19 protein-coding genes and 2 pseudogenes are annotated in these 25802 nt (G+C 66.9%); 11 read left to right on the forward strand and 10 right to left on the reverse strand.

Annotated elements, in window-relative coordinates:
- The first annotated feature begins 65 nt into the window (after positions 1-65).
- Positions 66-299: a hypothetical protein gene (locus tag ACYVKL_RS06355; RefSeq protein ID WP_379169082.1), complete on the forward strand. Its 234-nt coding sequence runs from the start codon at positions 66-68 to the stop codon at positions 297-299.
- Between the two features lie 21 nt (positions 300-320).
- Positions 321-1448, forward strand: coding sequence for a glutamate--cysteine ligase 2 (locus tag ACYVKL_RS06360; RefSeq protein ID WP_379169084.1), 1128 nt, complete (start codon positions 321-323; stop codon positions 1446-1448).
- Between the two features lie 35 nt (positions 1449-1483).
- Here the strand turns inward: ACYVKL_RS06360 and ACYVKL_RS06365 are convergent, their stop codons facing one another.
- From ACYVKL_RS06365 to hsaA, 4 genes and pseudogenes are all read right to left on the reverse strand, one after another.
- Positions 1484-2581, reverse strand: coding sequence for an alanine racemase (locus tag ACYVKL_RS06365; protein ID WP_379169085.1), 1098 nt, complete (start codon positions 2579-2581; stop codon positions 1484-1486).
- A gap of 149 nt (positions 2582-2730) precedes the next feature.
- Positions 2731-3591: an alpha/beta hydrolase family protein gene (locus ACYVKL_RS06370; RefSeq protein ID WP_379169087.1), complete on the reverse strand. Its 861-nt coding sequence runs from the start codon at positions 3589-3591 to the stop codon at positions 2731-2733.
- Positions 3592-3792: 201 nt separating this feature from the next.
- Positions 3793-4989 (reverse strand): PucR family transcriptional regulator, encoded by a 1197-nt coding sequence (locus ACYVKL_RS06375; protein WP_379169089.1) that lies wholly within the window; start codon positions 4987-4989, stop codon positions 3793-3795.
- A gap of 172 nt (positions 4990-5161) precedes the next feature.
- Positions 5162-5955, reverse strand: a pseudogene (gene hsaA, locus ACYVKL_RS06380) (3-hydroxy-9,10-secoandrosta-1,3,5(10)-triene-9,17-dione monooxygenase oxygenase subunit); the annotation flags it as partial.
- 277 nt (positions 5956-6232) lie between these two features.
- Here hsaA and ACYVKL_RS06385 point away from each other — a divergent pair.
- The 3 genes from ACYVKL_RS06385 to ACYVKL_RS06395 all read left to right on the forward strand — a co-directional run bounded on the left by ACYVKL_RS06385 (position 6233) and on the right by ACYVKL_RS06395 (position 9171).
- The gene (locus tag ACYVKL_RS06385) at positions 6233-7471 is read left to right on the forward strand and encodes a 3-ketosteroid-9-alpha-monooxygenase, oxygenase component (RefSeq protein ID WP_379169091.1); all 1239 of its coding nucleotides are present in this window, start codon (positions 6233-6235) and stop codon (positions 7469-7471) included.
- A complete protein-coding gene (locus ACYVKL_RS06390; protein WP_379169092.1) occupies positions 7468-8451 on the forward strand; it encodes an acyl-ACP desaturase in 984 nt (327 codons plus the stop codon). The genes ACYVKL_RS06385 and ACYVKL_RS06390 overlap by 4 nt, the downstream gene beginning before the upstream one ends.
- A gap of 321 nt (positions 8452-8772) precedes the next feature.
- Positions 8773-9171: a hypothetical protein gene (locus tag ACYVKL_RS06395; protein ID WP_379169093.1), complete on the forward strand. Its 399-nt coding sequence runs from the start codon at positions 8773-8775 to the stop codon at positions 9169-9171.
- Between the two features lie 202 nt (positions 9172-9373).
- Here ACYVKL_RS06395 and ACYVKL_RS06400 read toward each other — a convergent pair whose 3' ends face one another.
- Positions 9374-10615, reverse strand: a complete 1242-nt coding sequence (locus ACYVKL_RS06400) for a COG4705 family protein (protein WP_379169854.1) — start codon at positions 10613-10615, stop codon at positions 9374-9376.
- A gap of 198 nt (positions 10616-10813) precedes the next feature.
- Here ACYVKL_RS06400 and ACYVKL_RS06405 point away from each other — a divergent pair, with 198 nt between their 5' ends.
- From ACYVKL_RS06405 to ACYVKL_RS06415, 3 genes and pseudogenes are all read left to right on the forward strand, one after another.
- The gene (locus ACYVKL_RS06405) at positions 10814-11227 is read left to right on the forward strand and encodes an MTB12 C-terminal domain-containing protein (protein ID WP_379169095.1); all 414 of its coding nucleotides are present in this window, start codon (positions 10814-10816) and stop codon (positions 11225-11227) included.
- A gap of 184 nt (positions 11228-11411) precedes the next feature.
- Entirely contained in the window at positions 11412-12941 is a 1530-nt protein-coding gene (locus ACYVKL_RS06410; RefSeq protein ID WP_379169097.1) for a hypothetical protein, read from the forward strand.
- A 56-nt stretch (positions 12942-12997) separates the two neighbouring features.
- Positions 12998-13087: pseudogene (locus ACYVKL_RS06415) on the forward strand (3-oxoacyl-ACP reductase); the annotation flags it as partial.
- 391 nt (positions 13088-13478) lie between these two features.
- On the opposite strand, the gene ACYVKL_RS06420 reads toward ACYVKL_RS06415, so the two are convergent.
- The 3 genes from ACYVKL_RS06420 to ACYVKL_RS06430 all read right to left on the reverse strand — a co-directional run bounded on the left by ACYVKL_RS06420 (position 13479) and on the right by ACYVKL_RS06430 (position 17795).
- Positions 13479-16775, reverse strand: coding sequence for a protein kinase domain-containing protein (locus tag ACYVKL_RS06420; RefSeq protein ID WP_379169099.1), 3297 nt, complete (start codon positions 16773-16775; stop codon positions 13479-13481).
- 358 nt (positions 16776-17133) lie between these two features.
- Positions 17134-17364, reverse strand: a complete 231-nt coding sequence (locus tag ACYVKL_RS06425) for a hypothetical protein (RefSeq protein ID WP_379169101.1) — start codon at positions 17362-17364, stop codon at positions 17134-17136.
- Positions 17361-17795, reverse strand: a complete 435-nt coding sequence (locus ACYVKL_RS06430; RefSeq protein WP_379169102.1) for a hypothetical protein — start codon at positions 17793-17795, stop codon at positions 17361-17363. Before ACYVKL_RS06430 ends, ACYVKL_RS06425 begins: the two co-directional genes overlap by 4 nt.
- A gap of 281 nt (positions 17796-18076) precedes the next feature.
- On the opposite strand from ACYVKL_RS06430, the gene ACYVKL_RS06435 reads away from it, so the two are divergent.
- Entirely contained in the window at positions 18077-21364 is a 3288-nt protein-coding gene (locus ACYVKL_RS06435; RefSeq protein ID WP_379169104.1) for a protein kinase domain-containing protein, read from the forward strand.
- A 56-nt stretch (positions 21365-21420) separates the two neighbouring features.
- Here the strand turns inward: ACYVKL_RS06435 and ACYVKL_RS06440 are convergent, their stop codons facing one another.
- Positions 21421-22527 carry a LysR family transcriptional regulator gene (locus ACYVKL_RS06440; protein WP_379169106.1) on the reverse strand — a complete coding sequence of 369 codons (1107 nt, stop codon included), beginning with the start codon at positions 22525-22527 and terminating at the stop codon, positions 21421-21423.
- A 191-nt stretch (positions 22528-22718) separates the two neighbouring features.
- On the opposite strand from ACYVKL_RS06440, the gene ACYVKL_RS06445 reads away from it, so the two are divergent.
- Positions 22719-23483, forward strand: coding sequence for an SDR family oxidoreductase (locus tag ACYVKL_RS06445; RefSeq protein WP_379169108.1), 765 nt, complete (start codon positions 22719-22721; stop codon positions 23481-23483).
- A gap of 59 nt (positions 23484-23542) precedes the next feature.
- On the opposite strand, the gene ACYVKL_RS06450 is transcribed toward ACYVKL_RS06445, so the two are convergent.
- Entirely contained in the window at positions 23543-24568 is a 1026-nt protein-coding gene (locus tag ACYVKL_RS06450) for a hypothetical protein (protein WP_379169110.1), read from the reverse strand.
- 89 nt (positions 24569-24657) lie between these two features.
- Between ACYVKL_RS06450 and ACYVKL_RS06455 the strand changes: the two genes are divergently transcribed.
- Entirely contained in the window at positions 24658-25791 is a 1134-nt protein-coding gene (locus ACYVKL_RS06455; RefSeq protein WP_379169112.1) for a lycopene cyclase family protein, read from the forward strand.
- Positions 25792-25802: the final 11 nt, after the last annotated feature.

The following is a 25802-nucleotide window of genomic DNA, read 5'->3' on the forward strand; positions in this document are numbered from 1 at the left end:
TGACAAGCTGGGAAGGGGGCAATTCGCCAGCGCTGGTCCGATCAACATTCGTTCAGGAGGCTGCCATGGTCGATGACGGTGTTTACCGAGTGCAATTCCGCGAGTCGTATCCCGCAACCGGCGACGAGGCCACGAATTTTCAGCAGTGGCTCAAGGCGCTGGGCGGGATGGTCGTCTACGGCGCCTATCCCGGCCCGCTCGTGATCGACATCGCAGCGGATGCCGCAGGCCATGTCGCATCGTTCCCGTTCGTCGAATCGGTGGTGTCGGTCAGCGACAACTCGGTCGTGAGCGGATAGCCCGCGAGTAGGCTCATGGCAATGGACGCGGCCCAGTCGACTGTCGGAGTCGAGGAGGAGTTCCTCCTCGTGGACGGCGCCACCGGTGCACCCGCCGCGAAGAACGCCGAGGTGGCCCGAACCGCTGCCGAATGCGGGATCAGCCTGAAACTGGAACTCACCCGATGCCAGGTGGAGACGAATACCCGCGTGCATTCCAGCACCGCCGAGTTGATTCAGGAATTGCGGGATCTGCGCGTCGGTGTGGCGGCCTGCGCCGAGCAACACGACACCAGGCTGCTCGCGGTGGCGATTCCACCGACGGTGCCGCACGAATTCCCGGTGACCGACACGCCACGCTATCGCCGCATCGCCGCCGACTTCGGCTTGCTCGCGCACGAGCAAGGGCTGTGCGGCTGCCACGTGCACGTCGCGATTCCGGACAAGGAAACCGCCGTCCAGGTCAGCAATCATGTAAGGCCCTGGCTGCCGTTGTTCCTCGCACTGACCGCGAATTCCGCGATCTACCGCGGCGTCGACAGCGGGTTCGCCAGTTGGCGGAACATCCTGTGGCAACGCTGGCCCAGCGCGGGACCGCCACCCTATTTCGCGTCGACCGCGGAGTACGACGCCATGGTCTCCATGCTGGTTTCCAGCGGCAGCATTCTCGACGAAACGATGGTGTATTGGGACATCCGTCCGTCCATGAAATATCCGACCGTCGAGATCCGGGTCAGTGACATCCCCGCCACGGTCGAGGAGACCGCCCTGCTCGCCACCCTGCTGCGCGCCACGGTCATGACCGCGCGAATGTCCTTGGAGCAAGGGATCACCGGACCGCCGGTCCAGCCCGAGCTGCTGCGCGCGGCGTATTGGAAGGCCGCGCGCACCGGTATCAACGGCAACGCCGTCCACCCCGTGAACGGCAGCGTCGTCCCGGCTCGAGCGCTACTCGCGGAACTCGTCGATCACATCGGGCCGGCACTCGAGGAGTTGGGCGACCGCGACTTCGTCATCAGCGGCATCCGAGCGGTGCTCAGCCGCGGCAACGGCGCGTGTCGCCAACTCGAGGCCTTCCGCCCGCGTCGAGACGTCGGCGATGTCGTCACCGAATTGGCGAATGCCACCTTGGAGGGCTGCGACCGGCATCCTGTCAGCCTGCATTCCTGAGCGGCCTCACCGCTCGTTCGACACGTCGTCCGAGATCAGTTGTTCTTGCCCCGGGCGGCGACCTTCCAGCGGTCGACCACCGTGCCGTTGTCCACGACCGTGACGTCGTCGACGAGGTTCATGGTGATGCAGACATGATTGGGAATCACGCGCAGGCGTTCCCCGATTCTCGGCAGCGGCGCGTCGCCGGGCCACACCACGGTGGCGTGGTGTTCGGACAATGCGGTGATGTCCGCGTCGAGGTGATCGATCAGTCGGCCGAACCCTCGTGTCCAGGCCGGTCGGTCACTGCCCAGGATCTTGCTCCCCGAATCGAGGACGATCCGGCGCGGGCCGTGCGCGGTGTGCTGCCGGCTGACCACCGTGGCGGCGATTGTCAAAGCGATGTCCTCGACCGCGCAACGCTCGAGTTCGAGCTGCTGAGCGTCGCCGAACACGTACACGCCGGGACGCAGTTCGGTCGCCGCGCCGGCGGCGGTAAGCAGTGCGGAAGGCGTCGACCCTCCGCTGCGACGGGTGATCGGAAACCCGTCGGCGATCAGGATGTTTGCGGCGTCGGTGAGGGCCCGCTGCTCCTGCGCGGCAGCCTCGGCGGCCTGACCCGGCAGGTAGCTGTGACCGGGGAAAGTGAACACCCCGGTCACGCACAATCCGCCGGCCCGGGCGGCACGGGCGATCTCGACCACCTGCCCGGCGTCGACGCCACTGCGGTGATGTCCGCTGTCGAGTTCGACCAGCGCCTCGATCGCGCCTGCGGCGGGCCCGAGCTGGGCGGCGGCGTTCGCGGCCGCCTCCGGGGAGTCGACACCGATCGAAATGCGGGTGTGTGTCGTCAACCGGCGCAGGCGATCGGCGTGGCGAGGCCCGATCCACAGCGGGTAGGCGATGAAGATGTCGTCGACGCCGTGCTCGGCGAACACCTCGGCCTCACCGATGGTGGCGACGGTGAGACCGCTTGCGCCGGCCCGCAATTGCCGGTCGGCGATCTCGGGGATCTTGTGCGTCTTCGCGTGCGGACGCAAAGCGATCCCCTTGGCGGTGACGGCGGAACTCATCCGGGCGATATTGCGGTCGAGGACGCCGCGGTCGATGACAACGGCGGGCGTATCGATCTCACCGGGGATGAACACCACGTCGGACTCCTTCGGGACTGCATTGCGTCGGGCGGTGTACCACGATGCCACCCCGCCCTCCACCGACGGACGACCCGGCCCTCGATGCGAGAGCCGGGTCATCGGTCGGTGCCCGATCGCCCGTCGAAAGTGGTTGTGCTGCTGGAGCTTCAGCCCGGGATCTGGGTGGCCAACGCGTTGCGGCGGAAGTCGGAGAACTGTTGGGAGTCGGTGCAGAAGCCGCAGTTCGGGCCGAAGAATTCGGCGCGGGCGTTCGGGTCGTCCATCAGCCAGTAGCGGAGCCAGGCCGTGGACGGGCCGCGCATGTCCCCGCCGGTGATGCCGGTGCCGAAGTGGGTGGCGCCGCGCAGTTCGGCGTACTCGGCCGGGACCTGGTCGGCGGCGTTGTACATGGCTTTCACCAGGACCGGCCACACGATGGCGTCGAACTGGCCGGCCAGGAACAGCGCCGGCTTGTGGAGCTGGGCGGGGTCGTTGAGGGGTCCCGGCTGGATCGCGACGACGGTATCCACCCGGGGGTCGACGGCGGCGTTGATCGCGCCCGACCCGCCCTGGGAGTGTCCCGCGGATCCGATCCGGTCCAGGTTGACCTTGCCGTAGAAGACGCTGGAGGGATCGGCGTTGAGCTTCTCGATGAGGTCGATCCCGCTGCGCATGGTGATCGCGAAGTTGCTGACGGGCGTGTTGGCGGCCACCACGATGAAGCCGTGGCTGGCGTAGTGCCGCAGCAGCAGGGTGTAGGCCCCGGGCAGCACACCGGTGCCGTTGCCCCAGATGATCACCGGGTGCTTCTCTCCGTGCGCGCCCATGGTCTGCGGGTAGTACAGCGTGTGCACCACGCCGATACTGACCTCCGGCGTATAGGGGCCCGACTCGGCCCAGTTCCGGCCGACGCTCGGAATGCCGTCGGCCCGAGCGGGTGCGGCGACGCCGGTGAGAGTCAGCGCGGTGACCGCCGCGGTGACGACAGCCGCCATGGCGGTGCGGAGGATGGAAGTGCGAAGGCGCATGCGCTTCCCTTTCGAATGAAGCCCGGAGGCGGATTACGCACCGGCGCAGCGTGACTGCGATCCGGCGACTCGGCCGTATGCCTGGCGGGAAAGCTATTGCGCGTTCCTGCGGCGTGCGGCCGAAATCCTTTTCCCGGCGAAAGTCTTGTGCACGAGCACAGACCAGCGGGCGCGAGACTGTCTCGCCTGCCCAGACCGGGGTTATCGGCGGGCCGCCTCGACCGCCAGGGCGAGCTCGATCATCGCGCGGGGTTCGGCGATGGACCGGCCGGTGAGTTCCTCGATCCGCCGCAACCGATTCAGCACGGTGTTGCGGTGGCAGTACAACACCGCCGCCGCGCCTGCCGCCGAGCCGTCCGCGTCGAGCCATGCGGTCACGGTGGCGAGCAGCATGTCGCGTTCGGCCGCGGGCAATGCGAGCACCGGGCCGAGCACCACGGTCCGGAGTCGCTCGGCGAGGTCGGACTGCGCGGCGACCAGCGCGGCGGGCAGGCGCCGATCGAGCACCACCACCTCGCCGGCCCCGGGTGCGCAGGTCTGCAAGGCGATCTCGGCCAGCCAACGGGCCCTGGCCAATTCGGCCAGCGAACCCACCACCGGACTGATCCCGGCCGCCACGCCATGTTCCTGAAGCAGCCGGGCGGGCTCGGTCAGTGGATCGGCGCCGAGCGAGATCAGCCCCACCTCGTGGTCGGCGCGGATCCGCCACAGGATGTGAAAACCGTTGGTGGCCGGGTGCCCCCGATCGCGCGGCAGGCCCGCGATCGGGGTCACCGACCGCACCACCGCCACCGCGTAGCGGGCCCGCTCGGGCAGGCCGAGAAACGCCGACGCCTCCGCGACCAGGCCCGCACCCCCGCCCGCGGGGAAGACCGCCCCCGGACCGCCGAGCAGCACATCGAGCACCGCGTTGCGCCGCTCGCCGTCCCGCGCCAGCCGCTCCGATTCCACCGCCTGATACGCCTCGGTGACAGCCCCGATCAGCAGATCGACGATGTCCCACAGGTCGCCCACACACGGCAGCAGATCCGGCAGTGAGGCCGGATCCTTCTCCGCCACCGTCTCGATCATCGCCTCCCACAGCAGCCGGCAACCACGCCGGTACGCGTCCTGCAGCGAGGCCAATGGCAGCCCTTGCCCGGCCCGCGTCCGTCCGGTCCAGGTCGCGTCGGACAGATCGATCGGCTGGTCCCGGGAACGGTCCAGCATCGAGGCCACGGTCTGGCGCAGGTTGCGCAGGATCGTGTCCCGCAACTCCGCGGGCGCGATCAGCGCCGCGTACGCGGCGTCTTCGGTGCGGATCCGCTCGGACAGGCCGGTGGCGATGGCGGGCAACCGATCCGAGAGCGGCTCGGCCACGGCGGTCAGGATGTGCGATGTCGTGTCCCGGTCCAGCACCTGGCCGCCGCCCTTCCTCCAGCAACGATCCCGCGGCCACGCAACGCTGCGGGACCCGCATGGTAGCCCCGACCGCGTCGTCGGCGGGTCGGTTCAGGCGCCCGCGAACAGCGGCGAGGACACCTTGTTCACAGCGCCCGAATGCCCCTCGGCGGCAACTCCGATGACGTCGCTACACCATCGTGTCGCCGACGGGCAGCCCGAAAGCGTGCGTTCCGTACATGACGTATGCCCGTTCGGGATCGTTGGCCGCGTGTACCCGGCCGGCGTGCGCGTCGCGCCAGAATCGTTGCAGCGCGGCACCGTCGGTCAGCGCGGTGGCGCCGGACGCCTCGAACAGCCGGTCGATGGAGGCGACAGCCCGCCCGGTGGCACGCACCTGGTCACGACGGGCGCGGGCGCGCAAGTCGAACGGGATCTCCGTGCCCGCGACGAGATGTGCGTACTCGTCGGCGACATTCCCCGGACAGCTGCCGCCAGGCGGCGTCGATGTCGCCGGCGGCCTCGGCGATGCGGACCTTGCCGAAGGGATCGTCCTTGGCCTGCTCGCCCGCGTAGGCGGCACGCACGCGTTTGCCCTGGTGTTCCACATGTGCCGCGTACGCGCCGTAGGCCATCCCGACGATGGGAGTCGAGATCGTGGTGGGGTGAATGGTGCCCCACGGCATCTTGTAGACAGGGTCGGTGTTCTGTTCCAGGCCAGGGGATTTCAACTCACCCATGGTTTTGAAGCCGAGGAAGCGGTGCGGGCACGAACACGTCCTCGACCACGATGGTGTTCGACCCCGTGCCGCGCAGCCCGACCACTCGCCACACGTCGTCGATGCGGTAGTCGCTGCGAGGGATCAGGAACGAGCCGAAATCGACCGGCTTGCCGTCCTTGACGACCGGGCCGCCCACCACCACCCAGTCGGCGTGATCACAGCCCGAGGACCAGGCCCAGGCGCCGCGCACGAGATATCCGCCTCGGTCTGCTGCGCACGATCACGCAGTATCGGCAACAAGGCCTCGACACGTTCGGTGATTTCGTGGGTCATCTCGCCGCGCACTCCTTGAATCGGTCAGCGGGCAATCCTTCAGCCCGCCGCATAACTAGAACCTGTTCTAGCTACTATCCGACTACGGACGGCAATCTGACACCGTGTCGATTTGCCTTTCTTTTAAGGACTTTGGTCCATTGCACCTGAATGAACTCTCCTCAATCCTGACATGATCTGCAACATGCTTCAGAGGAGGGTTCCGGGTGCCGACAAACCCGCCGCAACACGGCAAGAAGGTCCGCGAGATCGATGTGGGCGACCTGCCGACCCGCTATGCCCGAGGCTGGCACTGCCTCGGCCTCGCCGAGACCTTCCGCGACGGTAAGCCGCACTCGGTCAAGGCCTTCGGGACGAAGCTCGTCGTCTGGGCTGACGGCGCCGGCGAATTGAAGGTACTGGACGCCTACTGCCGCCACCTCGGCGGGGACCTGTCCATGGGTGAGATCAAGAACGGCGATATCGCCTGCCCGTTCCATGACTGGCGCTGGAACGGAAACGGAAAATGCACCGAAATCCCGTACGCGCGACGCGTTCCGCCGTTGGCCCGCACCCGGCCCTGGCTCACCCTCGAACGCAACGGCCAACTGTTCGTTTGGTATGACCACGAGGGCAACCGGCCCGCACCCGAGGTGACCATTCCCCATATCCAGGGGCCCTACTCCGATGGAAAGGGTGGCTTCACCGAGACGCTCCATGCGAATTGGACGCCGTGGACGTGGAACTCCATCCTCATCGAGGGCTCCAACTGCCGCGAGATCATCGACAACATCGTGGACATGGCCCACTTCTTCTACATCCACTACGCCTTCCCGACCTACTTCAAGAACGTGTTCGAAGGTCATGTCGCCACCCAGTTTCTGCAGACCAAGGGACGTCCCGACATCGGCATGGCCACCAAATACGGCGGTGACACGCTACTGAGGTCGGAGGCCAGCTATTTCGGGCCGTCCTACATGATCAACCCGCTGTTGAACAGCTACAGCGGCTTCGAGGTTCGCAGCATCCTGGTCAACTGCCACTACCCCGTCACGCATGATTCGTTCGTCCTGCAGTACGGGATCACGCTGGAGAAGCCGCAGGGCCTGACCGACGAACACGCTCAGGGGCTGGCCTCGAAGATGACCGCCGGCATCGCCGAAGGCTTCCTGCAGGACGTGGAGATCTGGAAGTACAAGTCCAAGATCGAGAATCCGCTGCTGTGCGAGGAGGACGGGCCGGTCTACCAACTGCGCCGCTGGTACGACCAGTTCTATGTCGACGTCGCCGACATAGACCCGAAATCGCTGCAGCGCTTCGAATTCGAGGTCGACACGACCAAGGCCAACGAGGCCTGGGAGGTGGAGGTCGCCGAGAACCTGCGGATGATGCGCGCCACCGTTCCCACCCATGCCCGGCACTCATCGATCAATTCCTCGAAAGAGAAAGGCGGACAAGACCGTTGACACGTGATCTGACCCAGCTGGAGATCCTCACCGAGCTCGAGGACACCGCCGCCCAAGCCCTGGACCGACACCTGTCGGTAGCCAAGGATTGGCACCCGCACGACTACGTGCCCTGGGACGAGGGCCGCAATTTCGCCGCGCTGGGCGGTACCGACTGGGACCCCGAGCAATCCCAGCTCTCCGAGGTCGCCAAGGCCGCACTGGTCACCAACCTGCTCACCGAGGACAATCTGCCCTCCTATCACCGGGAGATCGCCGAGAACTTCTCCCGCGACGGCGCCTGGGGCAGCTGGGTAGGCCGCTGGACCGCCGAGGAAGCCCGCCACAGCATCGTCCTGCGCGACTACCTGGTGGTCACCCGCGGCGTCGACCCGGTCGCCCTCGAGAACGACCGAATGGTCCACATGACCAACGGATTCGCACCACCGGTCGGCACAGACACCCTCGCCGACAGCGGATTCCTCTTCTCGGTCGCCTACGTCACCTTCCAGGAATTGGCAACCCGCATCAGCCATCGCAATACCGCCAAGATCTGCGACGACCCGATCGCCGAACGCATGCTGGCGCGCGTCGCACTCGACGAGAACTTGCACATGATCTTCTACCGCACCCTGTGCGGCGCGGCCCTGGACCTCGTCCCCGACCAGGCGATGGAGGCGATCGACCTGATCCTGGAGAACTTCCGCATGCCCGGTACCGGCATGCCCAACTTCCGCCGAAACGGCGTGCTCATGGCAAAATACGGCGTGTACGACCTGCGCCAGCACCTCGAGGAAGTGGTCCAACCGGTGCTGCGGCAATGGGATATTTTCGGCCGCAACGACTTCGGCGCACGTGGCGAACAAGCCCGCGAACGGCTGGCGGGTTACCTGGAAAGTCTCGAGACGGTGCAGATCCCTCGTTTCGAAGAACAACGTGATCGGGCACTGGCACGGGAACGGGTGCGCAACGCCGCGGGACCAGCAGTCAGCGCGGTGTGACCCACACTTTGTTGCAGCCCTACCGCAATACAGTGCAGGCTGGTATTCACCACCTCGGACAACGCATCACCGTCTCGAGATCGTCGTAACCGAGAGAGAAGGATTGCCACTTCGGCGGGGCCTTCGGCGTCACCACCGTCGCCGATGTCGAGGCCGGGCAGCTGCCGCTCATCGCACCGGAGGGTTTCGCCGAGCGCGATCGTCTGGACCAAAGTCACCCGGGAACCCCGCGCCCGAATCATGATGGGACGGAGCAGGTTCGCAGTCGGCGGCAGCCGGCAGCCACGCGGGCCGACGACGCGACGCAGGGGATCACACATCATGTCGGTGAAAGCCATCGCAGCGAGCGCGGCAGCAGCAGTCGCCGCGCTCGCCCTGATCGGGTGCAGCTCCAGCAGCACGCCCGACCAGCCGAGCACCACGATCGCGGCCGCTACCACCCGACCCGTGTCGGCGGCGCCAGGGTCGTCTCCGGCCGCGGCGGGCGCACGACGATCGGCGTGCGTCGGCCTGGTCGCAGTGCTCGGCCTGGCCGCCAGAAGCCATGCAGGGGACCCGCAGTGGTCGTTGCAGCAAGCCGCCGACGAGCTCATGACCGAATGGCTTTCCAGCCCTGACGCCGCGACCGCGACGCCCGACGAAAACGCCGGTTTCACCGCCGGCGCGCGCGACGCCGTCGCCCTGGTATCGCGCGGCCAGGGCGACGATCAGTGCCGGTAGGTTTCGCCGAACCTCCCCAACAGCCAACAGTTTCCGTCACGGTAGACGTTATGGATAGCGCGAAACCGTTGTATCGCCGCGATCCCGAAGCATGGAACCGCCACCTTGCCGAGGGCATCGCTTCCCAGCCCCGCAAACGCGTCGACGCCGATGCCCTGGTCCTCGAAACCGAACGTCGAATCCTGCTGGTAGGAACGTGGTTTCAGCCGAGGGCGGTGAGCAGGGCGGTGAGCGTCCGGGCTTCGGCGGTCGAGTCCGGGTGGCTCGCGCGGATCGCGTGCAGGACGTCGTCGATCTGCCCGTCGAGAACCTTCCAGCCGGAGCCGTCGAGGGGCTTCAGCGTCGATTCGTCTTGATCCCAGGCGGTTTCGAGATCCTTGATCCGGGTCTTGGCCTCACTCTGCTTCCCGGCCTGGACCAAGGCCAGCGTGTCCGAGGCGATGGTGTGGAACTTGGCGATCTCGGTCGGCGGGAAATGCGATGTCGCCTGCCCGGGGATGGCCGCGGTGGTGACCGACGTGCTGGAGCCTTCGTCGTCGCCGGCCGCCGCGTCGTGGGGCTGCGCGGACGCCCACGCCAGCAGTGCACCTGCGAGGATCGCGACGATCGCGTAGTACCCGAGCATGATTCGCTCCCGTGCGGGTCCAGCGACAGGAGCCGCGGCCGGATTCGGCCGGCCATTGTCGATGATGTCGGCGCGAGTGCGGGTGAGGTACAGGACCGTCGCCAGAATGGCGGCCAGGAAGATGACGCTGGTGAGGGCGGTGCCCAGACCGAGGCCGTGATCGGCGCGGGGGGAGGCGAGCCAGTCGCCCAGGTTGGCGCCCAGCGGGCGGGTCAGTATGTAGGCCAACCAGAACGACAGCACAGCATTGGCGCCGAGTCGCCGGCCCAGGGCGACGGCCGCGATCAGTCCGGCAGGCAGCAGCACCGAGACGCCGGGGGCCCAGCCGGTCAGATCCAATACCCAGTCGCCGACGGCGGTGCCGAGGGCGAAAGTGACCAGAACGGCCAGCCAGTAGAACAGCTCGCGTGGGGTGGTGACGATGCTGTGGATCGACAGGGTGCGCTCGCGCGCGAACCAGATTCCGAACACGACCGCGAGGCAGGCGGCGAAAACGGTGGTGCTCACCGCTAATGGAACGCCGAGATTGTCGGTGAGGATGTCGGTGTAGAGGGTGCCGGTCACACTGAGCACGACCACGGTCAGCCAGTACACGAACGGCACGTATCGGTCCAGCCGCAACTGCCGGATCAGCACCGCGGCGAGCAGCACGGTGAACAGCAGCGCCGTCAGGCTCAACCCGACACCGAGGGTCATGTTGATCCAGTCGGCGAAGCTTTCACCGACGGTGGTGCACAGGATCTTGATGATCCAGAACCACACCGTGACCTCGGGAACCTTGCTCAACATCCGGTTACCCCGGTCGGTCCGCGCCGTCATCTCCGTCACGGGAGGCGACGGTAGCGACCGGCCGCTGTGACGACGCTGAGAAGGAGGCGTCGACCACGGTGCCCTGCCGGTCCGGCAATGAACCGGCGAATCCCGTTCAGGCAACTCGCGTTTCCGACGAAGGTCTGGACAGAGCACCTTCGGCCATGGACTATGGTTAGCCTAACCTAGTCCGAAGGAGATCTGTTCATGATTCGCAAGCTCGTCGTGGCCTCGATGCTGTCCGCCACCATGCTGATGCCGGCTGCCGCGGCCGTCGTCGTCACCGCCCCGGCGGCAGTGGCCGCACCGGCCACACCGTCCGCGGGTGAGCTGCAGGGCAAGCTGCAGGCGGCGCTGTCGGGGTCGGCCGCCGAGTTGGAGTCCGGCGATGCGAGCCAGATCATCAACGTGGGTCAGGTGATTCAGCGGATTCCGGGATACAGCTGGGACGTGTCGGGGCCGATCTCCGTCGACGGCGATGTCCTCTCCGCCACTCTGAACAGCCGACTGGGTTCCTACGCCTTCCCGTTCTCGGTGACCTGGAAGAACGTCGGCGGCACCTGGAAGCTGTCGCGCGAGAGCGAGGACATGCTCGCCGGCTACGCGAACATGGCCTGGTGATCGTGCACAGCCTCGGCTGAAGAAAGACACGTACCCGCTTGCGGGTGGTCTCCGACCGTTGTGCTCGGAGCCACCCCAAGTCGGCCCGACGTGCAGGCTCCCTCGAAATTCGATCCGAGCTTGCTAGCCTGACCCCGATCTTGCTCGCATGTAGTTCGTTCCCGGTTCTTCCACAGACACATGGATGGATTGCGAGGTTCTGTTGCGAGTCGTTCCCGTCACGCTGACCACGGCGTTGGCCGCCTTGACCGCGGTGGTCACCACCGTCTCCGCGCATGCCGCGCCGGTCCCAGTGGACACACCGGGTCCGCAGGGCACATCGATGCCGGACGTGCCCGGCTCGGATCAGGCGCTGCTCAGCTGCCCGCCGCTGCCCGATGCCGACAACCCGCTGGGCCCCATCCCGCCGCGCGACCCTCTGTGCGGAGAGAACGACTTGGAGTTGGCCGGCGATATCTACCTGCGCAGCAATGCCTATCGGCGGCTCTCCACGATCTACGGGCCGGATGTCGCCGTGAGTCTCATCGGCAACAACCACTACCAGTTGCGTGACCACGCCGGGAACCTGATCCTCGGCGAGGACCGCAGCACGCTGCACCACGTGCCGTTCGGCAACGAGATACCGGCGCCGCAGGGCAACGCGTCCGACCTGACGCCGCACGAGCAGGCGATCCGTGCGGGCATGTCGCGAGTGACGGTCGGCGTCATGCAGGGCGTCGTCTATACCGGCGATCTCACCGATATGTCGGCCTATCTGACCACGCCGATCGGATCCCTCGTCGTGCAGGCACCGGACACCGGGCCCGATCCACTCCAACCGGGCCCCGGCGGTGAGCGACAGTTGCAGCTGCTCAACAACTTTCAAGTGCTCGACACTCAGGGCCGGTACGTGATGGGCAATACGCTGACCCTCGGCTCGCCAATGGCGTTGTGGCCCAATGCCGCGGTGCCGTGCCCGCAGGGCACCGTGCCCATCTCCCAACTGCCCACCCGCTCCCAGCCCGGCAGCGCGCCGCTCACCGTGGCGGATCTGCCGGATCCGGTGTGCAAATCGCCTGCCGGCGTGCCGATCACGGGATTCATCGATGACCAGCCGGGCCAGGCCGCACCCGGAACCACCCAGCCCGATCCGGTACAGCGACAGAAGGACATCAACGACGCCTACAGTGCCGTCGGCACCCAGTTCGGGCTGGCGGTCGGCGTCGGCGGGCTGATCGGCAGCATGACCGGCCTCGTCATCGGCTGCCCGGCCGGCGGCATCGGCGCGGGCACCGCGGGCACCTTCTCCGCCGCCCTCGCCGGCACCGCCACCGGATTCGCGGGCGGCTGCCTCACCGGTGCGGCGATCCTCGGCGCCATGGGCGGCACGATCGGCAGCCTGGCGATCGGCGTCCCGGTCGGCGTCGTATCCGGTGTCAACGCCTACAACACCCTGCGTCTACAGGGCGACGTGGCACGACAACCCATCAGCGCGCCATGGGATTTCGAGCCGACCGCCCGAGCGCTGCCGGCCGTCGATGCGAGGACCCGGCTCGTCACCGCCGGTGTATCACCCGAAATCGCCACCGCTGTACCAGCCGAACTCGCCGCGGTCGTACCGGATGAGCTGGTCGCAACCGTTCCAGCGGAACTCGCCGCAGCCGTGTCGCCGATGCTCACCCGACTGCTGCCCGATCTGGGTGAGCGACCCACGCAGGAGACAGCGACGGCATGATCCCCGAACCCCCGCAAGTTCGCCCGAATAAAGGGACTGAAGTAGCGAGCCATCACATGAGTTGGAACTTGGCGGGTAAGAGTGCACTGGTCACCGGGGCGAGCCGTGGCATCGGGTTCGCGGTGGCGGCGGAACTGCTGGCTCGGGAGCCGATATAGGCCGCGGTGGGTCGATCGGCCGGTCCCTGCAGATTCGACGGGCCCCACTCCATGATGGGCATGACCGGGCAGCCCTCTGGAATGCTCGACTCCCAGGCGCGTGGATCGGCCGGAAAGTGTTCGGGGTCACCGAGAATCCGGAGCGCTTCGCAGCATCCGAGGATCAAAATGGCAGGGATACCGCTGGCCAGCTCGATTGGCACCATGCGCGGATCCGGCCGTCGGGCCCGCTGCCATGCTACTGGCGCAACAGAGCGACCGCGATAAGCCCGCATACATGGCGATGCATTAAACATGCTCCGCTGTAACAGGTTTCGTTCACCTGCCGAAACCCGTAGGTACCATCGCGCGCACCTTCGCCTGCTCTGGAACGCTCCGCTCAACCATGTTCCCGTTGGCTCTGCTGGGCCACCCACGCGGCGATCTGGGCGCGTGAGGTCGATTCGAGTTTGGTCAGGATGTGTTCAACGTGTCCGTTCGCGGTCCGCAAAGAAAGGCTCAGCCGGTCAGCGATGGCCCTGTTCGTCAGGCCGGAGGCGACGAGGTCGGCAACCTCCCGCTCGCGAATGGTCAACGTCGGCCGACCAGCGGCAGTGGCCCTCGGTTGCTCCTCCAGCGCATAGTCGATCGCGGCGTCGAGATCCAGTGCGGCGCCTTCGCGGTAGGCGGTGTCGAAGGATTCCTGGCCCAGACTGTGGTGAGCGGCTTGCTTGCAGCCCTGGTGCTGGTCCGCGAAGTCCGGATACAGCACAGCGGAACCGCCGATCGTCCGAGAAAGGGCTCGCGCGGCACCCAGCAACACTGCTGCGCGCCGCGCGCTGCCCTGCGCTCCTGCAATCCAGGCCAGTGTTTCCAGGGCTATCGCGGCCATGAACGGGTCTTTCTGCTGCCCGATCAGCCGCAGTCCCTCCCGCAGCAGCCGCAGAGCCCGGTCGCGATCACCCTGGCGCCACACGGCAACCGCTGTGTCGCACAAGGCATAGGACCGATGTACAGCATCGCCGTGGGACTCCGTGACCGCGAGAGCCTTCTCGTGGTACGAGAGGGCCGCAGCGCTGTCCTTCCGGAATTCGTGCACCCAGCCGAGTCCGAGCAGAGCCCAGATCTGGCCGTAGACGTCGCCCTGCGCGGTGAATGATTCCAGGGCGGCCTCCAGGGGGACGCGTGCTCGCGAAGGATCGTCGCCGCTGCGGACCGCGTGGAGACCTTTGGCGAGATCCGCGAACGCGTGCACGATCGGATGCTCGGTCCGGTCGGCCAGGGCCTGCGCCTGCATGACCAGTGCGGCCGCTGCCGCCAGATCGTTCTGGGACACGGTCACGATGGTGGCGCGCCACAGGGCCTTGGCGTGTAGCGCCGTCGCAGTAGTGGGTCCGCCTGCGAGGGCACGCTCGAGCCAGTACCGTGCCTCAGCCAGCTGACCGTGGGAGAACCAAAATAGTTGCAGGGCTGCCGCGAGCGACAACGCAGCCTCGGATTCCGCCTCAGCACCGGTGAGACAGAACTCCAGCGCCTCGCGCAGGTTCGGTTGTTCGCGGTCGAGACAGGCGATCCAGTCGAACTGGCGCGGGCTGATCCAGTCGGCCTCGGCGCGCTCGGCGAGCTGTCGATACCAATCCAGATGTCGGTGCCGCAACTCCGTGTGATCGCCGGCCTCTTCGAGCTTCGCGCGGCCGTATTCGAGCACCGTCTCGAGCAACCGGAATCGCACCGAGGAACCCGGCCCCTCCCGGATCAGAATGGACTTGTCGACCAGGGCGGCAAGCACATCCGGCATATCCTCCGCCGCCGGGTTGTCTCGGCACACATGTTCGACGGCGTCGAGTTCGAAGCTGCCGGCGAACACCGACATCCGTGCCCAGAGCCTTTGTTCGGCCGGGGTGCACAGCGAATAGCTCCAGTCGATGCACCATCTGAGGGTTTGCTGGCGGGTGGGGGCGCTGCGGCTGCCGCGCGTGAGGAGCACATACCGGTCGGTGAGCCGCTGCATGATCTGCTCAGGAGACAGCGTCCGCAACCGAGCCGCCGCCAACTCGATCGCCAACGGCAGCCCGTCGAGGCGGCGACAGATCTCGGCGACGGCGGCCACGTTGCCGTCGGTGAGCGCAAATCCGGGTACGACGGCGGCGGCCCGTTCGACGAACAGCGTGACGGCGTCACAGTGGGCCACGTCCCGCAGTGACAGTTCTCGATCCGGGGCAGGCAAGGCTAGTGGCTGCACCCGCAGCACCGCTTCCCCGTCGATGTCCAGAGGCTCGCGGCTGGTGGTGAGAATTCGCAGTTCGGGGCACGCGCACAGCAAGGTCTCGGCAATCTTCGCCACCGTGTCGATGATGTGCTCGCAGTTGTCGAGTACCAGCAGCAACTGCTTCGGAGCCAGGTATCCGATCAGCACATCGAGTACCGGCTTCCGTTGTGGCCGCAACCCGACGGCGGCGGCGATCACGCCGGGCAGCAGCGCACCGTCCTGCAGCTCCGCGAGCTGGACCAGCGACACAGCGTGCGGACCCTTACGTTGTGCACCCGCCGTGATCCGCAAGGCCAGCCGCGTCTTGCCCACCCCGCCGATCCCGGTCAACGTCAGCAGCCGCGAGCTCGTCAACAGACTCTTGGCCTCGGTCAGTTCGGCGCGCCGGCCGACAAAGCTTGTCAGCTCCAGCGGAAGAGCAGCCTCTGCGCCGGCCAACGAACCGGACGACTCGGGTCGTACTCGTGAGTGGTCGATCGACGGCGGAGTCGAGGGAACCGGGGCGCTTTCCTTCCGCTCAGCATCCGCTGCGGGCCGCGCTGCCATGCCATCGACCGGCCACCCGTGCTCGGCCTGCAGTCGCTGCAGCTGCTCGCCCAACGTCGCCATGGAAGGCCGCTGCTCAGGGTCGCGGGCCATGGCACATTCGATGGCGGTCGAGATGTCCGCATCGATGCCGTGCACACGCAGGTTCGGCGTCGGTTGCCGGGTAATTCGCGCGAGTTGGGCGACCAGCTGCTCGCCGCTGTGCCGCTCGAACGCCGCATGTCCGGTCAGCAACGCGAAGCAGGTAGCGCCGAGACTGTAGACGTCCGCCGCCGCGGTCGGCTCCTCACCGGCCAGTACCTCCGGTGCGGTGAAAGCCGGCGAACCCGTTACCGTTCCGGTAATGGTGCGAAATCCGTCGCCAATGCGCGCTATCCCGAAATCGGTCAGTGCCGATTCGCCGTAATCGCTGATCAGGATATTGCTGGGCTTTACGTCCCGGTGGAGGATGCCGAGCCGGTGCACGGTCTCCAACGCCCCGGCAATCTGCACACCCACACGCGACGTCCCCTCCACCGATAACGGACCATGACGAGCAACTCTGGCGGCGAGAGAACCCTGCGGGTAGTACGGCATCACCAAATAGGGCAGACCGGACGCGGTGGTGCCCACCTCCAATACCTCGACGATGTGCGGATGTCCGGTCAGCCGGCCCATCGCGCGCTGCTCCCGGACGAACCGCTTCCGGTTGTCTTCCTCGAGGTCTGCGGTCAGAACCTTTACCGCCACGATTCGATCCAACGCCGCCTGGGTGCAGCGATACACGGCGCCGAAGCCGCCGCTCCCGACATCCTGGGCATTCACGAATCCGGCAGCAGCCAGTTCCGCCGTGATCTCCGGGGCCACGGCGCGCTGAGTTCTCGAAGGGTCGGTTTCGCGCATACGCTGGTCCTGCCTCGTGACGTAGCCAGAATATCGCGCTGCCGAGCATGTTGGCCTGGTTATGTGGTGACGGCACACCGCAGGACCAACTCATTTGATCTCAGCCATTACCGAAACCAGCCCATGGCGTCCGTGATGTGTATGATTCGCCCAGAAGCCATTTGACCAATTCTGTTGTGTGACATGCCGATAGCAGAGAAATTCTCTGCGGTTGGGCATACTTCGGGTATCGAGGCTCGTCACGAACGTCGTGGTAGGCGCGGCGGAATCCTTACCAGGGATGAGTCTTCGCCCAGCTGCGTAGCCGGGATCGTAGTGGGTACTGCGGTGCTGCCCAGTCACCAAGCAGGCGAACCGCTCACAGGTCCTCGACATTCTTCGCGTCGTAGCTTTTCAGTCCGCCTGACTGGTTGCGCCGGCGGTTGTAGGCCCCGTCGGTGACCTGCAGGATCCGGTACGCGGAAACCAGGATCATCACGACCGCCATCAGCGCGGCGTCGAATATCGCGACCGGAGTCCGGGCGATGCGCTTGAAGTTGCGGCGCAGCATGATCGACGAATCGGCCAGTGACGTGGAAGTAGTGTTCATCCTGCGACAGCCTCCATGGTGGCGTGCCTGTTCAGGGCAACTTCCTGTACTGCGGCTTCGGCTCGTACGTCGAGAATCGCGAGCAGGACCATGCGGCACACGGACATGCCCGACAGGTGTCCGGGGAGCGTCAGCACGGTATGCGCCTCGGCTCGCCGGCATTCCCGGACGAGATCGACGAACGCCGGGGGCAATGTCGCGTTCTGTGGTGTCGGCTCGTGGAAAACGGTGCCCAGCGCATATCCGAGTGATCGGGCGGCGGCCCGCAGTATCTTGTCGCTGAAACTCGGGTCACGGTCGCTCAACAGATCGTCGCGTACGTATCCGTAGGCAAGGGGTGGTAAAGCAGTCATCGAAGCATCCGGTTTCCGGTCGGCCGGCGAGCTGTCGTCGCTGACACCCTCCGGTTGCCGGCCATTCGGCGGGAACATGAAAACCTCCGCGATCGGTCTGGTGGATTTCGCTTCAGCATCGTCCGTGCGGAGTACTCCCACACCGGTTGAATGGCCGGGGGGACATACCTGTTTTCGGCCGAGCGGCGAAGCAGGTCAGCACTGCGCGTAGTGCCGGCGGGCGCACGACGGGCATATGTTCGTTCTCGCCCAGCTCCTTCGGCCCCGAGGCCGGTAGGGATACGCTGTGCGTTAACAACGAGTTCACACGGTGATGCTCCGCGCCGTATCGCGCCTAACCGGCGGGTGGTATGTAGCTGATGAGTGAGGATGCTCAGTTCTGGACGGTCCGTGACGTGTTCGATTCGGTGACGGAGGAATTGGCCGCGGCCGGGTTCGAGGATGCGGAGGAGATCGGGCGGGGCGGTTTCGGTGTGGTGTACCACTGCACGCAGCAGGAGCTCGATCGGACGGTGGCGGTGAAGGTCCTGACCTCCGATCTGGATACCGGAAGTCGGGCGCGTTTCTTCCGGGAGCAGCGGGCGATGGGCCGGTTGACGGGGCATCCGAATATCGTCACGATGCTGCAGGCGGGGGAAACGGCTAACGGGCACCCGTTCCTGGTGATGCCGTATCACCCGTTGGGTTCGCTGGATGCCCGGATCCGCGAGCAGGGTCCGCTGCAGGTGGAGACGGTGTTGTGGATCGGGGTGAAGATCGCCGGGGCGTTGGAGAGCGCGCACCGGTTGGGCATCCTGCATCGGGATGTGAAGCCGGGCAATATCTTATTGACCGATTTCGGTGAGCCCGCGTTGACGGATTTCGGTATCGCGCGTATCGCGGGCGGGTTCCGGACCGAGACGGGCACCGTGACCGGGTCGCCGGCGTTCACGGCTCCGGAGGTGCTCGAGGGCCAGGCTCCGACTCCCGCAGCGGATGTCTACGGGTTGGGCGCGACTCTGTTCTGTGCGTTGACCGGACATGCGGCGTTCGAACGGCGCAGTGGGGAGAACGTGGTAACCCAGTTTCTGCGGATCACCACCAAGCCGGTGCTGGATCTGCGTGAGCAGGGGATTGCGGAGGACATCGCCGCGCTGATTGCGGCGGCGATGAGCCGTGATCCTGCTGAGCGGCCGTCTGCGCAGGCGTTGGGGGAGGCGATCCGGCAGACACAGCGCCACCATGGGTACGCCGTGGAGGAGATGGCGTTGACGTCGCAGGCAGAACCGGCACACGAGCACGGGAACCGCGGACCGGTCACGTCAGGGTGGAGTGCGCCGACGTCGGTGCCTTCGCGGGGTGCGGGCGATCTGCCGCCGGAGTTGACCAGTTTCGTCGACCGCCGCAACGAGATGACGGAGGTGAAGAATCTGCTGGCTTCGGCGCGGTTGGTGACATTGACCGGGATCGGCGGGGTCGGCAAGACGCGGCTGGCGCTGCATTCCGCGGCGACTGTGCGCCAGGAGTTCGGCGACGGGTTGTGGCTGGTCGAGCTGGCCGATGTGTCCGACCCCGCCCTGCTGGTCGACGTGGTGGCGGCTGCCCTGGGCTTGCGTGATGACTTGACACGGCCGTTGCCGCAGGTGGTGGAGGAGTTCCTGGCCGATCGCGAGGCGCTATTGGTACTGGACAACTGCGAGCACTTGGCGGAAGCGGTCTCGCGGTTGGCCGACACGTGGTTGCGGTCGTGTGCGAACCTGCGGATCCTGGCCACCAGCCGCGAACCGCTCGATATCGGCGGAGAGGTGGTGCTGCGGGTGCCGCCGCTGCCGGTCCCGGATCCGGAGCGGGAGCCATCGTTGCGAGAACTGCACCGCTACGACGCGGTGACCTTGTTCGCCGACCGCGCGGCCGCGGCGGTGCCGGGCTTGCGGCTCTCCGCCGGCGACAAGGCAACGGTGGCCCGGATCTGCGCGCGGCTGGACGGGTTGCCGCTGGCGATCGAACTGGCCGCCGCGCGGGTCCGTACGATGTCGCCCGAGCAGATCCTGGGGCGGCTCGACGACCGGTATGCGTTGTTGACCCGCGCCAGTCGCAGCGCGCCGACGCGGCAGCAGACGCTGCGGTGGTGTGTCGATTGGAGCTACCGGCTGTGCAGCCCGGTCGAGCAGCGGCTGTGGGCGCGGCTGTCGGTGTTCGCCGGTGGTTTCGAGCTCGACGCTGTCGAAGCGATCTGCGGCCCCGACCTGGATACCGACAGTGTGCTGGATGTGGTGTCCTCGCTGGTGGACAAGTCGATCCTGATCCGGGTCGAGTCGCAGGGTGTGGTGCGGCTCCGGATGCTGGAGACGGTGCGCGACTACGGGTGGCACAAGCTCGAGGAAATCGGCGAGTACGCCGATCTGTGCGGACGGCACCGTGAGTGGTACCGGGATTTGGCGCTGGCCGCAGACGACCAGTGGATCAGCGACCGGCAGCCCTACTGGGTAGCCCGGCTCGACCGCGAACTGCCGAATCTGCGCGGCGCGCTCGAGTACTGCCTGGCCGAGGACACCGATCAGGCGTCCGCAACCGGACTGCGGACCACCGCCGCACTGGCGGGGTTCTGGACTTTCCGGGGCCTGTACACCGAAGGCCGCCGCTGGATCGAGCGTGCCCTCGCACACCCCGCCCGGCAGTCCATCCCCGACCGGATCAAAGCGCTCCATGCCTGTTGCGCAATGGTGGTGATGCGAGGTGATGTGCCGGCGGCGGCCGCGCTCGTCGAGGAGGGGCGTCTCCTCACCCAGCAAGATCCCACCCCGATGAACCAGGCGCTGATGGACAGCTCCGACGGTGGGGTGGCGGTTTATCGTTGGGACCTCGACCTCGCGACCTCGCGCCTCGAACGCGCCGTCGAGGCGCTCGATTCCTATCGGCCCGGATTCGCGTACTTCGCCTCTCTGCTCGCGCTCGGTTTGGTGCACGGACTTGCCGGTGACACCCAACGGGCGGCCGAGTCCTACCGGCGACTGATCTCCATCGCCGAAGCGCGCGGCGAAACCCTCTTCCGTTCGACCGCGTTCTACGGCTTGGGCACTATCGCCTGGCAGGAAGGCGACCGGTCCCAGGCCATCGAGCTGCTCGAGAAGGCACTGAGAGTCCATCGGCGAATACGCAGCCCGCTCATCGCCGCGGTGAGTCTCGAGGCGTTGGGATGGGCTGCGTGCGCCGACGGTGATACCGAGCGCGCGGCCGTGCTGATGGGAGCCGCGCAGGAGCTCGACCGGTCCCTCGGTACCGTCGCGAGTATCGTCCCGCTGGTGCCGCAGTATCACGACGAATGTCTCCGGCTGACCCGGTCGGCCCTCGGCGCGCGCAGGTTCGATGCGGCCGTCCGCAGCGGCCGGGCGATGGGGATGGACGCGGCCGTCGGGTACGCGCTCGGCGAACAACCCGCCGTCGCTTCGCCGACATCGGGTCCGGGCGTGGCTCTGACCAAGCGTGAAAGCCAGGTCGCAGACCTCGTCGCCCGAGGCCTGACCAACAAACAGATTGCCGCCGAACTGGTGATCTCCCAACGCACCGCTCAAGGCCACGTCGAGCACATCCTCACCAAACTCGGATTCTCCGCCCGCACCCAGATCGCGGCATGGATCGTAGCAGGTGCGAAACGACAGAATCCGTGATCGACCGGGAATCGAGAGGATCGGCCACTTCGCTGCGCGACTGAGTTCTCTTTCGGTCAGCCGGATATCGTGGCCGACGCACGTGTGTGTTGCCGGTCCCTGCGGCGGGGTGTCTCGAGCCGGGCGAGCAGGGCGGGATTCGCGTCGCGGACCCGGCGTGCGATGTCGACGAAGGAGCGCACCAGAGTGTTCTCGTGCCCGGCGCGCCAGCTCACTGCGACCTCGTTCGGGGCCGCGTCGGTCACCGGGACCAGCCGGACGCCGGGAAATTTGATCCAGGCGGCGCACGGCACAGTCATCGCGATGGCGGTTCCGGTGGCCACCTGTTGCAATTGCTCCAGCAGCGTCTTCGTGCGGCAGGCTACCGGCGCCCGGCGGCCGGCGCGATGGGAGTCCAACTGCCAGAAGGCGTTCCAGATCGGGTCGGTGGCCGCCGAGGAGAGGATCGGCTCATCGAGTAGTTCCGCCACCACGACCTCATCGCGGTCCGCCAGGCGGTGGTTGGTGGGCAGCATGACCATCAGCGGCTGCCGGAACAACGGCTCGAACCGCAGCCCGGTGTCGTTGAACGGCCGCCGCACGAACGCGACATCCGACTGTCCGTTTGCCAAGCCCGCCGACGGGGTCTCGTAGGTGAAGTGGTTCAACTCGAGGCTGATCCCGGGATGGTGCTTCCGGAATGCGGCCAGAATCGGCTCGGTCAAGGTCAGGGCAGCCCCCTCGAGGCAGCCCAGCACGAGCCGGCCGTGCTCACCGCGATGGATCGCTCGGGCCTCTTCGAGCCCGGAACCCAAGCTGGTCATTGCGTCCCGGACATGTCGCAGAAACGCCGCACCAGCCGCCGTGAGCTCCACCTGCCGGGTTGTCCGCGAGAACAGCGTCACGTCCGTTTCGTGCTCGAGCTGCTTGATCTGTGTGCTGAGGCCCTGCTGCGAAACGTGCAGCCGCTCGGCTGCCCGAGTAAAACTCAACTCTTCCGCGACCGCGATGAAATACTGAAGTTGTCGACAGCGAACTTCCACGCGGGGCCATCCAGACCGATCAGACGTCTTGAACGGGATGTGTACCGAACTCTCACGTGAATGGCCGGCAATTTCGCAGCGATCGAGGTCGGCCTTGTCGTCGCTGACACCGTCTGGGTTCTGGGCATTCGGTGGGAACATGGAACCTCCGCGGAACGGCGCTGGTGAATTTCGCTTCAGCATCCTCTGTCCGGAGTAGTTCCACGACCGTCGAATGACCCGGGGGGCATACCTACTTTGCCCCTATTTTGCCCGAGCGGGCCTTCGTCGGCGCGCACCCAGGTCGACGTCGTGTGCGCTCATCCGAAGGGACTGAAGTAACGTGCCCTCACATGAGTGAGAACTTGTCGGGCAAGAGTGCACTGGTCACCGGGGCGAGCCGGGGAATCGGGTTCGCGGTGGCGGCGGAGCTGTTGGCACGGGGGGCCAATGTGGTGATTTCCGCCCGGAAGCCGGAGCCGCTCGAGGAGGCGGCGGAGCGGCTGCGGGGGTTGGGGCATGCGGGCAAGGTGGTCGCGGTCGCGGGGAACTCCGGGGATGCGGCGGCTCGGGCCGCGCAGGTCGCTACGGCGGTGGCGCAGTTCGGGTCGCTCGATGTGCTGATCAACAACACCGGGATCAATCCGGTGTACGGATCGCTGATGGAGGCCGATCTCGAGGCCGTGCGGAAGATCTTCGATGTGAATGTCGTTGCGGCGCTGGGGTATGTGCAGGAGGCGTACAAGGCGTGGATGGGTGAGCACGGGGGTGCGGTGGTGAACGTGGCCAGCGTGGCCGGGCTGCGCTCGACCGGGGTCATCGCGGCGTATGGGGCGTCCAAGGCCGCGTTGATTCGGCTCACCGAGGAGCTGGCGTGGCAGTTGGGGCCGAAGATTCGGGTGAACGCGGTGGCGCCGGGCGTGATCAAGACGAAGTTCGCGGATGCGCTCTATTCGGCGGATGAGGAGGCGGCCGCGGGTGTGTACCCGATGAAGCGGCTGGGGTCGCCGGAGGATGTGGCCTCGCTGATCGGATTCCTCGCTTCGAGCGAGTCGTCGTGGATCACGGGGACGACCGTGCGGGTCGACGGCGGCCTGCTCGCGACCGGCGGCATCTGAGGACTGAAAACACGTGCCCGGCACCGAGATTCGGTGCCGGGCACGGTCGTGTCATGGGCTCAGCGGAAGGCGAGAGCGCCGATGGTGTCGCTATTGCGGTACTTCAGGTACTTGCTGCTGGTGGCGTCGTCGACGGACGCGGTGGTGGTGGCGACGGTGATGACCAGGAACTTGCCCTGGTTGCCGTCGCGCCACTTGCCGGTTTCGAAGTCGGCGATGTAGCTGCCGTCGGGCAGGATCACGTCCTTGTCGTCGAACTTGCCGTCCGCGGCGGCCGCCTTGTCCGCATCGGCCATGGTCAGCACCAGCTGAGTCAGCATGAGTTCGCCGTTCTCGGCCTTCCACGCCATCGAGGAGGCCCGCTGGCAGCCCAGGGCGGTCAGCTTGCCGGCGTCCTCGATCGGGGCGCAGGAGTCGAAGTCCTTGCCCGTCACGTAGGTGGCCTGCAACGCGACGTCACCCAGTTTGAAGTGCCAGTCCTGGCCGTACTCGGTGTAGCTGAAGGCCTTTCCGCCGGGCGCGGACTTGGAGGTGGTCGGCGCGGTGCGGGTGGGAGCCGAGGTGGCGGGGACCAGCGTCGGGCTGTTGGTCGTCGAGGTGGCGTCGGCCACCGTGGAATCGCCGCTGTTGGACACCAGCACGATCGCACCGATCCCGACCGCCAGCAGCACCACCGCGCCCAGCACCACACCGATGATCAGCCCGGTCTTCGACTTCGGCTGCTGCGGCGGATAACCCGGCTGCTGCGGAAATCCGGGGGCCGGCGGGAACCCCGGCGGCTGCGCGACTCCCGGCTGCTGCCCGTAGCTCACGCTCTGCGCGAACCCGGGCGGCTGCGCGTACCCGCCGCCCTGCGGCTGACCGGCCTGCGGATACCCCTGCTGCCCAATCCAATTCGTCTGCGTCGGCTGCCAACCCTGCGGGTCGACCGGCTGCTGCCCCTGCCAGCCCGGCTGCTGCACCTGGTGCTGGCCGCCGGTGGACTGGGAGGGCTGGTCCCACCAGGCCGCGTCCGGCTCCTGCGGTGGCTGTTGCTGCCTGTGGACAGTGGGATCGCCCCCGGATCCGGCGGGTGGATACGTCATCTGATCACCTTTCGCGGCCTGCCCGAGCCCTCCCCGGCCCGGCATTGGTTCCCGAAGCGTATGCGGGCGTCCGCACATGATCCAATCACGTGGTGACCGACGATCTGCTCATCTGCGGCGCGGGCCCCGCGGGCCGGGCCCTCGCCCACCGCGCGCTCGCGCACGGATTGGCGGTCACCGTCGTCGACCCACACCCGGACCGCCGCTGGACCGCCACCTACGCGGCCTGGGTGGACGAACTGCCCGGCTGGGTCGCGCCCGAAGCTATCGCCGCCCGGGTGGAACGCCCCGTCGCGTGGACCAGCCATCGCATCGAACTGGACCGGCCCTACCTGGTCTTCGACACTGCGGCACTGCAGGATTCACTCGATATCTCCGGCGCGCGACTGATCCAGGACAGCGTGACCGCCATCGACGCCGCGGCCCGCACCCGATACGACGGCCTGGACCTCCCCTCGGTCCGCCTGGCCTCCGGGCGAACGCTGCCCGCCGGCCGGGTGATCGACGCTCGCGGCATCCCGCGCTCCCCCACCCTGGCCGAGCAGACGGCCTACGGCGTGATCGTCGACCGCGCCCACTACCCCGACCCGGACATCCTGTTCATGGACTGGCGCGACGACAACGGCGCCGACCCCGCCGCGCTCCCCTCATTTCTGTACGCCGTCCCCCTCGGCGAGGACCGCATGCTTCTGGAGGAGACCTGTCTGGCCGGTCTCCCCGCACTCGACCAACGCACCCTGCACGAGCGCCTCACCCACCGACTGCGTTCCCGCGGAATCGTTCTCACCGGCGCCGAACCCACCGAACGAGTCCGTTTCCCAGTGCACGGCGGCACCCGCCACGCCACGGCATTCGGCGCGGCGGGTGGCTTCACCCACCCCGCCACCGGTTACAGCGTGGCGACCTCCCTGCGCCTGGCGGACACGGTCATAGCCGGCGAGTCGGCGTGGCCCGCGTCGGCCCGTGCCGTACACCTGTTGCGCCAGTCCGGATTACGCGCCCTGCTGGCCCTCCCGCCCACCGAGTTGCCGCTGTTCTTCGACACCTTCTTCCAGTTGCCGATCGCCGCGCAGTCCGCCTACCTGTCGGGCCGCGATGATCTGCGCGGCACCGCCGCGGCCATGTCCGCCCTGTTCGCCGCACTTCCTTGGCGGGTGCGCCGCAAGCTGGCTGCCGCGGTAGTCCTCCCGCCGCGGCTGCTACAGCATTCTTCGTCCCACTAAACAATCAAGCA

The organism is Nocardia tengchongensis (assembly GCF_054781395.1).